Annotated in this window: 14 protein-coding genes; 9 read left to right on the forward strand and 5 right to left on the reverse strand. The window is 57.6% G+C overall.

The features are described 5' to 3' along the window. Positions 1-42 precede the first annotated feature (42 nt). Positions 43-2,286 carry an FUSC family protein gene (locus JK176_RS02665; RefSeq protein ID WP_211586289.1) on the reverse strand — a complete coding sequence of 748 codons (2,244 nt, stop codon included), beginning with the start codon at positions 2,284-2,286 and terminating at the stop codon, positions 43-45. A 27-nt stretch (positions 2,287-2,313) separates the two neighbouring features. Beyond that, the gene (locus JK176_RS02670) at positions 2,314-3,579 is read right to left on the reverse strand and encodes a UdgX family uracil-DNA binding protein (RefSeq protein WP_211586291.1); all 1,266 of its coding nucleotides are present in this window, start codon (positions 3,577-3,579) and stop codon (positions 2,314-2,316) included. A 199-nt stretch (positions 3,580-3,778) separates the two neighbouring features. On the opposite strand from JK176_RS02670, the gene JK176_RS02675 reads away from it, so the two are divergent. From JK176_RS02675 to JK176_RS02685, 3 genes are read left to right on the forward strand one after another with little or no spacing between them, the layout of a single operon-like run. After that, complete coding sequence (locus JK176_RS02675) at positions 3,779-4,246, forward strand: MucR family transcriptional regulator (RefSeq protein ID WP_194262122.1); 468 nt, start codon at positions 3,779-3,781, stop codon at positions 4,244-4,246. Positions 4,247-4,289: 43 nt separating this feature from the next. Continuing rightward, a complete protein-coding gene (gene sppA / locus JK176_RS02680; RefSeq protein ID WP_211586292.1) occupies positions 4,290-5,234 on the forward strand; it encodes a signal peptide peptidase SppA in 945 nt (314 codons plus the stop codon). A 40-nt stretch (positions 5,235-5,274) separates the two neighbouring features. Then, positions 5,275-5,580 (forward strand): integration host factor subunit beta, encoded by a 306-nt coding sequence (locus JK176_RS02685; protein ID WP_211586293.1) that lies wholly within the window; start codon positions 5,275-5,277, stop codon positions 5,578-5,580. A 448-nt stretch (positions 5,581-6,028) separates the two neighbouring features. On the opposite strand, the gene JK176_RS02690 is transcribed toward JK176_RS02685, so the two are convergent. Further along, positions 6,029-6,934 carry a LysR family transcriptional regulator gene (locus JK176_RS02690; protein WP_099286563.1) on the reverse strand — a complete coding sequence of 302 codons (906 nt, stop codon included), beginning with the start codon at positions 6,932-6,934 and terminating at the stop codon, positions 6,029-6,031. Between the two features lie 118 nt (positions 6,935-7,052). After that, positions 7,053-8,027: a thioredoxin-disulfide reductase gene (gene trxB / locus JK176_RS02695; RefSeq protein ID WP_211586294.1), complete on the reverse strand. Its 975-nt coding sequence runs from the start codon at positions 8,025-8,027 to the stop codon at positions 7,053-7,055. Between the two features lie 99 nt (positions 8,028-8,126). Between trxB and JK176_RS02700 the strand changes: the two genes are divergently transcribed. The 6 genes from JK176_RS02700 to JK176_RS02725 are packed head-to-tail and all read left to right on the forward strand — an operon-like array spanning position 8,127 to position 15,197. Beyond that, positions 8,127-8,609: an Lrp/AsnC family transcriptional regulator gene (locus tag JK176_RS02700; RefSeq protein ID WP_099286487.1), complete on the forward strand. Its 483-nt coding sequence runs from the start codon at positions 8,127-8,129 to the stop codon at positions 8,607-8,609. 12 nt (positions 8,610-8,621) lie between these two features. Further along, positions 8,622-9,728: a glycosyltransferase family 2 protein gene (locus tag JK176_RS02705; RefSeq protein ID WP_211586295.1), complete on the forward strand. Its 1,107-nt coding sequence runs from the start codon at positions 8,622-8,624 to the stop codon at positions 9,726-9,728. 4 nt (positions 9,729-9,732) lie between these two features. Next, on the forward strand, positions 9,733-11,133 hold the full coding sequence (locus tag JK176_RS02710) for a glycosyltransferase family 39 protein (RefSeq protein WP_349291892.1): 1,401 nt from the start codon (positions 9,733-9,735) through the stop codon (positions 11,131-11,133). A 50-nt stretch (positions 11,134-11,183) separates the two neighbouring features. Beyond that, positions 11,184-12,134: a flagellar motor protein MotB gene (locus JK176_RS02715; RefSeq protein ID WP_211586298.1), complete on the forward strand. Its 951-nt coding sequence runs from the start codon at positions 11,184-11,186 to the stop codon at positions 12,132-12,134. A 26-nt stretch (positions 12,135-12,160) separates the two neighbouring features. After that, on the forward strand, positions 12,161-13,027 hold the full coding sequence (gene motA / locus JK176_RS02720) for a flagellar motor stator protein MotA (protein WP_062027286.1): 867 nt from the start codon (positions 12,161-12,163) through the stop codon (positions 13,025-13,027). Between the two features lie 52 nt (positions 13,028-13,079). Beyond that, on the forward strand, positions 13,080-15,197 hold the full coding sequence (locus tag JK176_RS02725; protein ID WP_211586299.1) for a prolyl oligopeptidase family protein: 2,118 nt from the start codon (positions 13,080-13,082) through the stop codon (positions 15,195-15,197). A gap of 116 nt (positions 15,198-15,313) precedes the next feature. Here the strand turns inward: JK176_RS02725 and rpsU are convergent, their stop codons facing one another. Next, a complete protein-coding gene (gene rpsU / locus JK176_RS02730; protein WP_011251722.1) occupies positions 15,314-15,517 on the reverse strand; it encodes a 30S ribosomal protein S21 in 204 nt (67 codons plus the stop codon). Between the last annotated feature and the right edge of the window lie 119 nt (positions 15,518-15,636).

Consider the following 15,636-nt stretch of genomic DNA (forward strand, 5'->3'; position numbering starts at 1 on the left):
AGGCGGGGGCATTTGCAGCCCTGTCTCTCTTTGGAAAACTGCTCAGCTCTGTCCGGAGTTGAGCAGTCGGCTGTTTCTTTCGCCCCGGAAGGGTTTGCTGGCATCAAGGAAATCTTCGTTCGTCCGCATGGTATGGGCGATCACGACCAGATAGGTGATGGCGCGTGTGAGCTCAAGGCGCGTTACCAGGTCCGTTTCCTGGGCATCGAGAACGCGGAGCCGTCGTACGGCGGCTTCTGCGATGCGGGCGGCTTTGTCGTGTCTGTGGGTTGATTCTTCAACATAATGCAGAACAAGCAGGATTGGCCGTCTTGCGCTTTCGGGCAGATACTCGCGATCCAGCAAGGCGCGTAGACGGATGACATTTAGCCCAAGAGTCAATGTGGCCAGCGTTCCGAGGATGCAGGCTTCGATCAGCGGGGCAGGGGTTGGTCCTGCATGACGGATCAGGCGGGCAAAGCGGTCCGTATTGCGTCCGATCCACACGCTGATCCGCGGTGTGAAGCCCGGATGGGCCAAGTGTTGCAGCTCGCCCAGCATGACGCGGCGGAGGCGGAGGCGCTCGGCATCGCTGCTGAAGGGGAGGACGCTTCGGAAAACGATTACGCTGACGGCGACCGCAAGAACAGTCGCCATGTTGCCATTATAAAAGGTAAGTTCGTTCATGACATGATGGTTTTCCAGACCAAGCATGGCCGGAAGCAGAAGCCCGTAGGCTGCTGAGCCGCCCGCAGTGGCCGGGTTACCCTTGGCCAGTCCGCCCAGAAACATGGCGGGCCCCAGAAAAAGGGTCAGGGTCTCGAATGTCGTGACTTTCGGCATCAGAACGAAGACCAGAAACCAAGCGACGATATAGGCTGCCACGGCGCCTTTGAGGAATTCCGTGGTGCCAAGAACGGGATTTTCTTTGGTGGCAAAAAGCCCGCATACCAGTGTTGTAATGGCGATGAAGCCAAGGCCGTTCGGCCAGGCCGTCACTTCGTAAATATAGGCGGTGATCAGGACCGCGCAGGCTCCACGCAGACCGTTATGCACGGCTTCACGCGTGTCGCGATGGGTTTCAAGCTGGAAGTGGAAGTGATCGCCTTTGATGCGGTGCGTGCTGGCTTCGTATTCCTTGATAGCCTGTTCCAGATCGCCCAGAAGCTCACCCAGCGAGACGAAAAGCACGCGCTCGTCCAGTCTGTCGTCCAGCGTCTCCGGGCTGGCGTCGATCGCATCAAAGGGTTCATGCCCGGGGATCGGCTCAAGATCAGGACGAATGTCGGTTTCGCGATGCGGTGCAGCGTACAGGCGGCAGACATCCCGAAAATGCTGTAAATCCGCAAGGAGGGCAGGGACGGAATTCTGGTCGGGCAGGCGCTGTGGAAACTGCTTCAGAAAAGCCAGGATTTCGTCTGCGGTTTTGGTAAAGGCGGGGTGGTTATGGTTGAGTACCTGAAGGCGCATGGCCATTCCGAACCCGCGTGACAGAAGGGCTGAGACAGCCGCGAGGGCCGCGCGTGCATGATCGCCTTCATGGCCGTGCGGTCCCATTTCGACTTCGGCAAATTCGATCTGGTCATTGATGGTGAGGATCGTACCGAACTGACGCCGGGCCGCGTTCAGCGCGCCGCGTTCTTCGCCCAGAAGGCTGCACAATGTTGTCGTAACGAGAACCAGCGCCGATTCAAGTTTCTGTCTGAGTTGCGCACGGGCATGTCGTTCCTGACTGGTGGCAAAAATCAGCCCCATGAAGGCTTCACACAATACACCGAGCACGATGTAGGTGCCGCGCGACATCGCGACCATGAAGATGTTGTCGGGATTGGACGCCGCGCCCATGCAGATGATGGAGCAGGTATATCCTGCAAGAACAAGGGCATAGGAGCGGAAGTTGCTAACGAATGTTGCAAAACCGCTGCACAGGCCGATCCATAATGCGATCATGGGAAAAAACAGCCATGGCGCCTGCGGGGCAAGCGCCATGATGGTGATGGCGGCAACGCCGCCACTGATGGTGCCGACGATACGCCATTTGGCCTTGGACTGGCTTTCACCCCGGCTGGTCTGCGCGACGGCCCAGACGGTCATGGCGGCCCATGCCGGGTCGTCCAGTTCCATCCAGAAGGCAATCCCGATCGCCAGACAGGCCGCAATGGTGTTGCGCAGGGCAAACGTGACGGATGAAGCGCTGGGAGCGTACAGCCACGAGAGAAAAGGACGTGCCCGCGGCCGCAGCGGTGCAGGCCGTGTGGTCGTATTATCCGGAGTCGGTTGTCCCGAGGAGATGGTGCTGCCACTCATTGCCCGGGTTTCTTAGCCCTAACGGCATTATCCGGCGAGAGTGGAAATCGCCATTCTGAGATCGTTTACGAATTTTGTATATTCGCGTGCCTTCGACTCCTCATCGGGCAGGCGCAGTAGATAAGACGGATGTACGGTTACCAGACCGATACTGCCGTCTTCGAGAGGAATAGGCCTCGAGCGCTCGCGCGACACTGTAACCGAGCGTCCCAGAACAGCACTGGCCGCTGTAACGCCCAGCATGACCGTCACTTCGGGAGACAGAACCCTGCGCTCTGTTGCAAGCCACGGTGTGCAGGCGTTGATTTCAGGTGTATCGGGTTTTTGATGGATACGGCGATGTCCTTTTGGAATGAATTTGAAATGCTTGACGGCATTGGTGATCCACATCTCTGCACGACTGCCGCCGGCCTCTCGCAGAGCAAGGTCAAACAGTTGTCCTGCTGGTCCAACAAAGGGGCGTCCGTGAAGATCTTCCTGATCTCCGGGCTGCTCGCCAATGAAGATGATTCGGGCTTTGGGGTTACCTTCTCCGGAAACGGTTCGCGTCGCGGGCTTGCACAATTCGCACATCTGGCAGTCGATCGCCTGAGCGCGCAGGCTGGCGAGTGAAGCAGAAGATTCAATCTTTCCGGGGGTAGGATGGAGTCGTACCGGCGCAATTCCGTCCCAGTAGGCGTTTCCGCGGCCAGCGGTAGCGAGCTCGCGTGCAGTTTCGATCACCTCTGATGGCGGCAGTGCATTATCTGTGAAACCTGGTCCAAAACGATATTCCCGACCATCCCAGAGCAGTGTTCGATCAGGCGCCATCACGATCCACGGTGTGGGTCGTAGGTTTGACAGTGCGTCTGCCTGACTGTCGATCAGGGCCGCAGTATGAGAGGTATGCAGGATCTGCCATTCCGGATTGCTGGCGTCGGGCATCTGGCAGCGCAGGTCGAGTGCTTTTTTCCGAGTTTCCATAGCGATGCTGCGGAGGCGCTCGGCCAATTCATCTGGCACCGGCATACCGTCGCGTAAAGTCTGAAGCGTGAGGTATAACAGGTGTAGCCTGTCAGGGGCATCGGAAACGAAAACAGCGGGAAAAATCGCGGCAAGAGCGCGAGGAAGACTGGCGGTCGACGGGGCTGTAGGAAGAGTCCGCGTGGCAGAGGTGCCGTAAAGGGACGGTGGGGCTTCCACGATCCATTGTATTGATTCGGTCGAAACTTTGTCATGAAGCAGTTTGCGCGCCCATGCACGCCAGCCGGAAAAATCACTTGTTGTTGAAAGCGTGACGGTTTCACGGATCATGTCGTCATTCCAGTTGTCAGGCGCAACACAGGATACATTTGTAAGCGCATAGAGTTATTTTTGTTTGCGGGTTATTTTGATATGGTGATAATCATGGGTGGGAAAAGGAATACGTCAAATATTTCCATGCCGCATTTACCTGACCCTTTACAGGCGTTAAGGAACTGAAAATTCATTCGAATGGATAGGATGAGATATTATGTCTGAAAGCACTTCCAATACAGGACTCTTAGAGCTTACGGCCAGAATCGTTGCTGCCCAGGCGTCTCGCGGAACTCTCGAAGCTGAAGCCCTGCCAGCCCTGATCCGTCAGGTTTATGACGCGCTGTCAAAGGCTGGCGTTCCCGAAGAGGCGCCGCAGCCCGAGCGTCCGCAGCCTGCTGTCCCCGTCAAGCGCTCCGTTTTTCCTGATTACATCATCTGTCTTGAAGACGGCAAAAAGCTGAAGATGCTCAAACGCCATCTTCAGAGCGCCTATGACATGACGCCGGAACAGTACCGTGAGCGCTGGGGTCTGCCGGCGGATTATCCTCTGGTGGCTCCGAACTACGCCCAGCGTCGTTCTGCTCTGGCGCGTGAGATCGGTCTGGGTCGGAAGATCAGTGCGGCAAGCGGAGAGGGCAAAAAAGAGTCTACCCGCGCCCGTCGCACCAAGAAAGAAGACTGATTTTCTTTGACCGCGTCCGGAAAGCAGGAGCAGAATTCCCGTTATGAGTGCTGAATTGAATCTTTTTCTGACACGTCAGTTAAAGCATCGGCAATTACTCTTCTGGCGGGTGGGAGCGCTCGTTGCGTTCTGCGGCGCGGTTGTCATTTCCATGATGGGCCATCGTGGGTCTGTTGGGCCGAATTTCAGCCACAGACCGCATATCGTCCGTCTTGCCATCAACGGCGTCGTGCAGAACGACGTTTCACAGATCGTCCGTGCTCTGAAACAGGCCCAGACGGCACCGGATGTAACCGGGCTCCTTCTGGTTGTGGACAGTCCGGGTGGAGGCGTTACAGGCGGCGAAAGGCTTCATGATGCAGTCAAGCGCTTCGCCGCGGTCAAGCCGGTTTCTGTTTCAATGGGAGATATGGGAGCATCTGCGGCCTATATGCTCTCTGTACCGGCGCAGCATATTGTTGCCTTGCCTTCAACGCTGACCGGATCAATCGGGGTTATTTTTCAGCGTCCTGATGTTTCGGTCGGGCTTGGGCGTCTGGGAATCGGCGTGGATGCCATTACATCCGGTGCCATGAAAGACCAGACCGACCCGACCAGTGCTCTGACTCCTGAAGGACGTCAGATGCTTCAGGGCATCGTCAACGATCTGTTTGCTCAATTCGTGTCGATGGTTGCGGATGGCCGCCATCTGACGGAAGAAAAAGTCCGGAGCATGGCCGATGGGCGTGCCTATACGGGGCGGCAGGCCATTGCACTCGGGCTTGTCGATGAACTCGGGGACGAAGATGCGGCGCGTCTGTGGCTCAGAAAACGGTTGAATATCGGGACGTTGTCCTATCCGGTTGTGCCGTTGATGCCAGAACGCTCCAGACGCTGGTATGAATGGCCCGGCAAGAAGGCGCTTCTGACAGGGTTGCTGGGAGGAAGTTTCTCCAGCGCTCTCGACCGTGAAGGCCTTGACGGAGCCGTTGCGATTTTGCAACTCTGATGGCCTGTTTCAGAAGGCGGAGTCAGGTGGAACAACTGTCATGACTCGATCCGAACTTATCGCCGAACTGGCGGAAGCATATCCGCATCTTCTTACCCGCGATATAGAGCGCATTGTTCACGCGGTCTTTGATGAGATCGGTTCTGCACTTTCGCGTGGAGATCGTGTGGAACTGCGCGGTTTTGGGGCATTTCTCCCCCGTGAACGCGCGGCCCGGACAGGGCGCAATCCCCGGACGGGCGATATCGTGCCTGTTGAGGAAAAGAGCGTTCCGTTCTTCAAAGTGGGCAAGGAACTCCGGGAGCGCGTTAACCAGCGCCTGTCATCATCAAAATCCGGGGACTGACACTATTGTGTCCAAGGCGCATCAGCGGCGCTGCAAGATGATAGCTGTGTCTGGTCAACGCTGGTTCAGCAGATCGTTTTTGCGATATCATGAGCGCATGAAGCCTGTTCCGCATTTTCTGGTGATTTCTGTCTGGGTGATGGGCTTGTCTTCTGGGGCTTTGCTTGCGATCCCCTCGACAGCATGGGCTCATGATTTCCCGAAATCGGTCGGGAGCTCTCTGGCTCGGCATGGCAAAAAGGCTCACTCACCGCAGGCAGCAGCCTGTTACCGAATGGCATCAGGTGTTATCGTGCTTGAGCAGATGCCCAATAATGCGCATCGCCTCGGACGGGGCAGTGGATTTGCGCCGATTGGGGAAGCGGTCTTCCGATCCAGCAATCGGCCTCATGCCTGTCCCTCGACGCATGGTCGCAGAGGGTAGGAGGCGTAAAAGCCTCCCAGTTTCTTATCCCTGTTCCTGCCCTTTGAGGTTGCTGATTTCGGAAAGAAGAAAGTCCCGGAAGACCGCGATCCGCTTTGATGTCCGCAATTCTTCAGGGTAGACGAAATAGGCTTCCACTAAGGGCACCTGCTGGTTCGGCAATATCCTGACAAGATCAGGATAGCCTGCTGCAGCATAAAGGGGCAGGGAGCCGATGCCCGTTCCGGCTGCAATCGCATTCGCGACCGCCGAGATATTGTTGATGGCCAGACGACGGCTGCCTTGGCGTGCAACACCTTCCTGACGCAGAAGATCCAGCAACCAGTTCACATTTGGCAGTGGCAGGTGCCAGCCTGCAAAGCTGATGATCTGATGATTGGCCAGATCTTCGATAGAGTGTGGTGTGCCATGGCGCTCAAGATAGGCGGCGCTTGCATAAATCGGCATGGGGAAATTGGCGAGATGACGCTGCACCAGATCGGGCTGTGTGGGCGGGTGTAGTCGGATGGCGACGTCTGCCTCACGCATGCCCAGATCCAGATCTGCATCTTCAAGCAGAAGTGTGACTTCGATATCGGGATGCAGTTCCAGAAAACGGTTCAGACGTGGGGAGAGCCATGAGAGGCCGAAGCCCGTTGTCGTGGTAATCTTGATCTTTCCTGCGGCCCGCTCCTTGCTTTCGCTCAGGAAAGCCTGGGTCAGAGCCAGTTTGGAGAAGACCTCCCGGACCGTACGGTTCAGGACATCGCCCTGTTCCGTCAGGATCAGCCCGCGCGCATGCCGATGGAACAGCGGCACGCGCAGGACGTCTTCAAGCGCGGAAATCTGCCGGGAAACTGCCGACTGGCTCAGCCCCAGCCGGTCACCGGCATGGGTAAAGGAACCAGCTTCCGCCACGGCATGAAAAATCCGCAGCTTGTCCCAGTCCATCTGGTTTTCTCCCCGTTCGCCAAGGCGACGGTCCTCGTCCTTTTTACCCATACGTCCCGGCGTTATCCGTCAAGATATGTCGTTGAAAGGACGAAATTGTCTGAAGCACGCGCGAGGGTCAAGTTTTTGTCATGGCAGGTATGCCAGAAAGATATCGTTCGGCTTCGAGAGCGGCCATGCAGCCTGTTCCGGCTGCTGTGACGGCCTGTCGGAAAATACGATCCTGAATGTCGCCTGCCGCAAACACGCCCTTGACGGATGTTTCGGTCCCGCCGCTTTCCGTCAGGATATATCCGTCATTGTCACAGGCGACTTCATGCAGGAAAGGTCCGGTATTCGGCGTATGGCCGATGGCGACGAAAACCCCGTCGACATTCAGTTTGGACGGCGCGCCTGTCTGGGTATCTTTCAGTGCGATCCCGCAAACCACTTCCGGCTCGCCTGAGCCCAGAACCTCTTCGACAGCCTTGTTCCAATGAACTTCGATCTTCGGGTTAGAGAACAGACGCTCCTGAAGGATACGCTCGGCTCTCAGGCTGTCCCGACGATGGATCAGATGAACCTTGTCCGCGTGGTGCGTCAGATACAACGCTTCCTCGACTGCCGTATTGCCGCCACCGATCACGGCCACCGTCTTGCCGCGATAGAAAAAGCCGTCACAGGTCGCGCAGGCAGAGACGCCGCCGCGCTGGAGACGCTTTTCCGATTCGAGGCCGAGCCACCGGGCCTGTGCGCCCGTAGCGATCACGACCGTGCGGGCACGGAACTCGTCTCCCGAATCTCCGACTAGTCGGAAATATCCATCCGGCCCAGGGCCTTTCTTCAGGTCGGCCTGAACGATCAGGTCATAGATCAGGCGCGTTCCGACATGCTCGGCCTGCGCCCGCATCTGCTCCATCAGCCAGGGGCCCTGAACAGGAGTCGCAAAGCCGGGATAGTTTTCAACATCCGTCGTGATGGTCAACTGGCCGCCGGGCTGCATTCCGGTCACGAGAATCGGCTTAAGACTTGCGCGAGCCGCGTAGATTGCTGCCGTGTAGCCAGCAGGGCCAGCGCCCACAACCAGCAGATCCGTATGATGGATTTCGGGCATGATTGGTCCTCAAATGATATCAGGCCTCTTCATATAGGGACTTCGGACGCATGTGCCATCTTTGCGGATCATGTCGGCTGACATATACGTCAGATTGAAATGAACGCTTCTTCGCACTCCGCACCGATTGAACTGGACGCCATCGACCGGCAGATCATTGCCGAACTCCAGGCCGATGGACGCATGACCAACGTGGAACTTGCCCGTCGTACCGGCATTTCCGCGCCTCCCTGCCTGAGGCGGGTCCGACGGCTTGAGGAGCTGGGAATCGTCAAGGGATATCACGCCGAAGTGGATGCTGCCCTGCTGGGGTGGTCCCTGAATTTCTACGCCCTGATTGGCCTCGACAGCCAAAAGGGGAGTGTTCTTGAGGCTTTCGAAGCTCAGGTCGGTGCATGGCCCGAAACGCGCGAATGTCACATGATCCGGGGCGGGGGAGATTTTCTCGTCCGTCTGGTCGCCCGTGATGCCGCCCATCAGAATGCCCTGACACGCCTGCTGACCGACAGTCCGCATGTCGTTCGCGTCCAGACGCTCCAGACCATCCATACGAGCCGCGATCTTGCCGGCGTGCCGATCTGACCGGCTGACCCCATGAGCGCTTCCCGGTTGCTGTCTCTTCCGGCCGAACTGAGCGTCATTGTTCCCTGCTACAACGAAGTGTCCAATGTGGCGCCGATGGTTGCAGCCCTTGACGCGGTGCTTGAGGGCACGGCGTGGGAAGTCATTTTCGTTGATGACAATTCACCGGATGGAACGGCCGATGAGGTTTCCCGCCTTGCGCGGCTGGACCCACGGGTCCGGCTGGTGCGCCGCGTGGGCCGTCGAGGGCTGTCTTCTGCCGTAATCGAAGGTATTCTGTCGTCCAGCGCTCCTCTGGTTGCGGTGATGGACGGCGATCTGCAACACGATGAATCCGTTTTGCGGACCATGCTTGTTGAATTACAGAATGGTGCCGAACTGGTCGTGGCCAGCCGCCATGTCGAGGGTGGCGATAGTGGTGGACTGGCCGGTCGTTGGAGGCATCTGCTTTCGGATGCGGGCATCCGGGCTGCACAGGCCGTCATGCCGCATCCATTGAGCGATCCGATGAGCGGCTTTTTCGCCATTCGTCGGGATCTTTTTGAATCCCTGTTGCCGCGCCTGTCCGGGACAGGCTTCAAGATTTTGCTTGATCTGGTGATGTCCGCTCCCAAAACTGTCCGGATTGTCGAGGTGCCATTCGTCTTCCGCCCGCGCCTTGCAGGCGAGAGCAAGCTTGATGTCGTGGTACTGCTTCAGTTTGCGACCATGGTGCTCGATAAGCTGACCCATGGCTGGCTGCCGACCCGTTTCATGGCCTTCGCGCTGGTCGGGCTTATTGGTGTGGTCGTGAATGTCAGCGTTCTGGATCTGGCAGGCGCATGCGGCCTGAGTTTTTCCTGGGCACAACTCGCCGGAACCGCTGTCGCTATTCTGACGAATTTTCTGCTGAACAACCGCTTCACCTACCATGATCGTCGCCTCAAGGGTCACAAGCTCTGGCGAGGGTTGGCCGTTTTCATCGCGGTCTGTTCGTTGGGGGCCATCGCCAATATCGGCATTGCCCGGATGATGCTGGACAGTGCGGGTCATGGTCACTGGGACCGCTCGTCTGCGGCGGGGGCCGTCGTTGGTGTGGTCTGGAACTATGCGGTGTCTTCCACGCTGGTCTGGCGCTGAGACCGTGGGTGACAATACGCGAAATATCCGGCTCTTCTGGGGGCTTCTTGCGGGCCTGACGATTATCCGTCTGTATCTTGCCGCCAGTGTGCCACTAACGCCGGATGAAGCGTATTACTGGGTCTGGTCGCGCAATCTTCAGCCCGGCTATCTGGACCATCCGTTCATGGTGGCCCTGTGGATCCGTGTTGGAACGTGGATCGTCGGGGATACGACGCTGGGTGTCCGTCTGCTGGGTCCCCTGTCTGTTCTGCCGGGAAGCTGGGCGCTGTATCATGCGGCGCGGCGGCTGTTATCGGGGTCTCCATGGCCGCAATCGGGGCTCAGGGCCGCGCTGTTGCTGAATGCTACCCTGATGCTCGGTCTGGGTGCTGCGACGATGACGCCCGATACGCCGCTGCTGTTCTTCATTACGCTGTTTCTCTACACGCTCAGTCGCGCGATCGATCCCGAACTGACCGCGCGCGCGGCTCTTCCGTGGTGGATCGGATCAGGCCTTCTGCTGGGACTGGCGTTTGATTCAAAATATACCGCCGTCCTGATCGGTCTTGGGCTGGGCGGAGCGGTTCTCACGACGAAACGCCTGCGCCAGCAGCCCGGTCCCTGGCTGGCTCTTCCGGGGCTGTTTGTGGCGATGTCGCCTGTTATTGTGTGGAATGCGGGACATCACTGGGCCAGCTTTATCAGGCAGGGAGGCCGAACGGGCGACTGGCATCCTGCGCGGGCGCTTCAATTCATGGGCGAACTGATCGGCGGACAGATCGGACTTGCCACGCCGCTCGTCTTTGTTCTGTTTGTGGTCGGGCTTTGGGTGTGTGTCAGACGTAACCAGCTTCTGGCATGGCTGGCTCTGGTGCCGACGGCCGTGTTTGTCGCCCATGCTTTCGGAGACCGCGTGCAGCCAAATTGGCCTGCCGTCATCTATCCGGTGCTTGCTATCGCCGCACTTGAAGCCGGATGGCGCATCCGCTGGCCTGTGATCAGTGGGCTGGTCATCACCATGATCGTTTGCATTCAGGCAATATTTTCGCCGCTTCATCTCGTCCCGCATCGCGACCCGGTGTTGCGTCTGACCGGAGGATGGGATGAATTTGCCCGCAAGGTTGCCTTACAGGCAAAGGCGCAGGGCGCGACGGCTCTGGCTGCCGAAGATTATGGTCTGGCCTCCCGTCTGGCATTTACGCAGAATATTCTTCCCGTTATCGGAACGGATCCGCGGTGGCATCTTTTCCGCCTTCCAGCCACAGCGAGGGCGAAAACGGTCGTGATTGAAGAGCAGAGGCATGGCGGGGAAGGGCAGAAAGCCGCGACCTCCTGCCGCGAAGTTCGGGGTCAGGCTATCCGCTGTTACATTCTGCATGAGCCGGATTTTGTCACAGGCGTGCGGCTGCCGGAGCGTTCTTAAACCTCTCCTTAAGAACTTGCCTGTCATACTGAGACCACTCAGGAGGCGGGATGTCCAACCAGAACGGCAAAGCAGCACGAAAGATCATCATCAAACGTTTTGACGTTGTTGAAGGTGGTCATCACGGCGGGGCATGGAAAATCGCCTACGCCGATTTCGTAACGGCCATGATGGCGTTCTTTCTGGTCATGTGGCTCATTAACGCCACGACGGAAGAGCAGCGAAAGGGTATCGCCAACTTCTTCAATCCGATGGCGGTCTGGAAAGATATGCCGCCACCCGTGGATAATGTCCTGCCTGCGGCTCCCGAGCCTGTTTCCCTGGAAACAAAAGCCGTCGCCCTGAAACCGGGCAAGGACCAGTACGGAAAACCGGTGCAGGGCGGGGTTTCGGGCGCACAAACGGCCAGAGATCAGAGCACGTCCAGCCCTCATACGGCTCAGATCGTCGTTCTTCATGACAATCAGATCCAGCCCGGCGAACCGCCTGTTACGTCTTCACCCCAGAATGCAGACCAGAAGGCCGAACAAACGGCTAGAATGGCTGCGGCCCAGAAAATTCAGGCCCTGATCAGTAATGCGCCGGAACTGGCCGATGTCCGCTCGCAGGTCTCTGTTTCCGCGGGCGATGATGGCCTTCATATCCAGATCGCAGATTCCGACCATCAACCGATGTTCGCTTTGGGCAAGTCTACTCCTGATGCCCATGCAGTTCAGTTGATCAAGGCGATCGTGCCCTACCTCGAAAAACTGCACGGCAAGCTCTCCATCGCCGGTTACACGGACGCAGCACCCTACCGTCCCGGACAGATGAGCAACTGGAGCCTGTCGAGTGCAAGAGCGGTCGCCGTGCGGGATCTGGTGGTTCAGAACGGCTTTCCCGATGGACGCCTGAAATCCGTCAGCGGATATGCCGATCGGAACCTGTTTGACCCCACCCAGCCTCTCAATCCCCGGAACCGTCGCATCGTTCTGGTGCTGTCGCCCGATATTTCTCAATAAATTCAGGTCAGTCAGGAAGTTTTCGGATGTTCATCATTATCGGTCTGGTTGTTGTTCTGGGCTGTGTTTTCGGATCGTTCGTGGCATCCGGCGGGGCCATTGGCCCTCTCGTTTCATCAATGCCTTTCGAGCTTCTGACCATTCTGGGGGCTGCCGTCGGAACCTTTCTGATGGCCAATTCCATAGCGGCCGTGAAACACCTGCCGGGTGGCCTGAAGAAGGCTATGAAGGGTTCGCAGTATGTCCGTTCGGACTATGTCGACCTTTTGAGTCTGTTGTTCCATATCTCGAAGCTGGCCTCTTCCAAAGGGTTCATGGCGCTTGAATCCCATATCGAAGACCCGCAGGGCAGTACGGTGTTCGGTGCTTTCCCGAAAATCCGGGACAATTCCCATGTTTGTTCGTTCATCTGCGATTACCTGCGTATGGCGGGTATGAACGCCACCGATCCGTATCAGATGGATGAGGTGATGGGGAATGAACTCAAGAAAAACATGCGGGAGGAAATGCACCTTTCCCATGCCCTTCAGTCCATTGCCGATGCGCTGCCCGCACTTGGGATCGTGGCGGCCGTTCTGGGTGTGATCAAGACCATGGCGTCCATCAGCAAGCCTCCAATCATTCTGGGTGAAATGATTGCAGGCGCTCTGGTCGGAACATTCCTTGGTATTCTTCTGGCTTATGGAATTGTCGCGCCAATCGCCAGTCGGCTAGGGGGCGTAGTAGAGGAAGAATCCTCTTATCTTGATCTCGTGCGATCCGTGATTGTGGCGCATCTTCAGGGCAATGCGCCTCAGGTCAGTGTCGAAATCGGCCGCAAAAGCATCCCGTCCGATCTGATGCCGAGCTTTCAGGAAGTGGAAGAAGCAGTCAGCGCAGCAGCTGTGGCCTGATTGTCCGGATGTCTTTACGATGCCGATATTGTCGGTATCGTAAAGGCGTTCCATGTCTCCTGTTCTTGCGAGAGCACTTTGTCTGTCTCTCTCCATCCTGCCTCTGGCAGCCTATGCGGGCTCATCTTCTCTTCCGTCGCCTGCTGAACTGAGTCAGACAGACGGCGCCAAAGCGTTGGAATGGGTGCGGGCACAGAACGCCCATACAGAGGCGACGCTCACTTCTGATCCCCGCTACAAGCCTCTCTATCAGAAAATCCTGACGGCCCAGCAGTCCCCCGCACGTCTTGCGCTTCCGACGCAGCAGGGCGGAGAAATCTGGAACTTCTGGCAGGATGAGCGTCATACACGCGGGATATGGCGCAGCACGTCCACCTCCTCCTTCCAGTCCGGCCATCCGCAATGGAAAACGCGTTTCGACCTTGATGCTCTGGCGCGCAATGAACATGCCAACTGGGTCATGGAAGGCCTGGATTGTCTCAGCCCGCAGGACCGGTTCTGTCTCATGTCGCTCTCACAGGCGGGGGAAGATGCCCATGTGGTCCGGGAATACGACACGCAGACAGATACTTTTGTAAAAGACGGCTTTGATCTTCCGTCCGGAAAGCAGACGGCCATCTGGGTTGATGCCAATACACTTCTGGTCTCGCGGGACTGGGGGACGGGCAATGCCGGGCTGACGCATTCGGGCTACCCCTATTCGGTTCGGCTTTTACATCGTGGGCAGAAGTTGGATCAGGCCGTCGAAGTCTATCGCGGTCAGATCACGGATATGGATGTGGCACCGGAGCGCCTGCGTGATGAAAAAGGCCACGAACTCTTTCTGATTAGCCGTCATCGGGATTTTTTCCACACGGAAGTCAGTCTGTTCAATCCTGCAACGCAGACGCTGACCCGGCTGCCTCTGCCAGAAAAATATGACAGCCTATCCTATCTGGATGGCCAACTGGTTCTGCATCTCTTGCAGGACTGGACGGTATCCGGTCAGACATTTCACGCCGATAGCATTGTCGCGCTGGACCTGAAAAATTCTGCCGCGCCTCAGCTCATCCTGTCGCCGACATCCCGTCAGACGGTCGGGGATGGTATGGGTGATGCTCTGGCAGTGACAAAAGAGGGTCTGGTGGTTGTTCTGTATGACAACGTCCAGCCTGTCCTGAAGCTCTTTCGCCGGGGCGCGACTGGAGCATGGACCTCGCGGTCCATTGATCTCCCAAAGAACATGGCTGCAGAAATCGTTTCGTCAGATCCTGGCTTGTCGCAGGCCTATCTTCAGCTTGAAGGCTTCATTCAGGCGCCACAGATCTGGAGCCTGAATACGGCAACTCAGACCGCGCAGCCTCTGTATCGCCAGCCCGATCTGTTCGATGCGTCCAATCTGGTTGTCGAGCAGATGTCGGCGACCAGTACGGATGGGACGGCCATTCCCTATTTCATTGTGCATGCCAAAGACTGGCAGAAAGACGGTGCCCGTCCGACGCTGATGACGGCCTATGGTGGTTTTGGGTTGTCCTACCTGCCGGTCTATCATCCCGATCTCGGGATTACATGGTTTGACCGAGGTGGCGTGTACGTCATGGCCAATATCCGTGGCGGCGGAGAATTCGGGCCTGCATGGCATGATGTTGCTCGCCGGGAAGGACGGCAGAAGGCTTATGACGACTTTGCTGCTGTTGCGCGGGATCTGACGGCGCGCCATATCACATCGCCACGGCATCTGGGGCTGCGGGGGCGGTCCAATGGTGGTCTGCTGGCGGGTGTGGAGTTCACCCAGCATCCGGAGCTGTGGAATGCCGCCATCATCGGCGTGCCGCTTCTGGACATGATGAATTACGAGCAGATGGCAGCAGGAGCGTCCTGGGCCGCCGAGTATGGCAGCGTCTCGGAGCCAGGGCCGCGCGCGTTCTGGGAGAAGATGTCGCCTTTGCAGAACCTGAAGGCGGGCGTTTCCTATCCGGAGCCGTTTATTTTTACGTCAACGCGCGATGATCGCGTCGGGCCAATTCATGCGCGTCGTTTCGCGGCACGGCTGGAAAGTCTGAAACAGCCCTTCCTGTATTATGAGGACGTGGAAGGCGGCCATGCGGGTACAGTCAATGCGGCGGAAGTTGCGCATGAGCGGGCTCTGGAAGCCATCTATCTCAGTCACCGCCTGATGGACGCGCAGTAAGCTGTGCGTCTCCCCTGTCCGCAGATGGCGGGCAGGGGAGCAGGAGAATTTTAGGCACAAAAAAAGCCGCCTTCCCGAAGGAGGCGGCTTTTTTTCCGTTCGGAGGACGGGAAGACTTAGAAGCCTTCACGCTCCAGACGCTTACGCTCCATCTTGCGAGCGCGACGAACAGCTTCAGCTGCTTCGCGGGCGCGCTTTTCGGAGGGCTTTTCGAAGTGGCGACGCAGCTTCATTTCACGAAACACGCCTTCGCGCTGCATCTTCTTCTTGAGCGCCTTAAGCGCCTGGTCAACATTGTTGTCACGAACGAGAACCTGCACGGTGCCGTCAACTCCTTATGGGCCCGCTCTTCAGCGCCACCCGTGATATGGCAATCCAACTAAGGATGGTGCCCTTAACACATCTTTTGCGGGGAACGCAATTCATTCGGCCATGCTTG

This window comes from Gluconobacter sp. Dm-73 (assembly GCF_018256215.1).
In the GTDB taxonomy this organism is placed as follows: domain Bacteria; phylum Pseudomonadota; class Alphaproteobacteria; order Acetobacterales; family Acetobacteraceae; genus Gluconobacter; species Gluconobacter cadivus.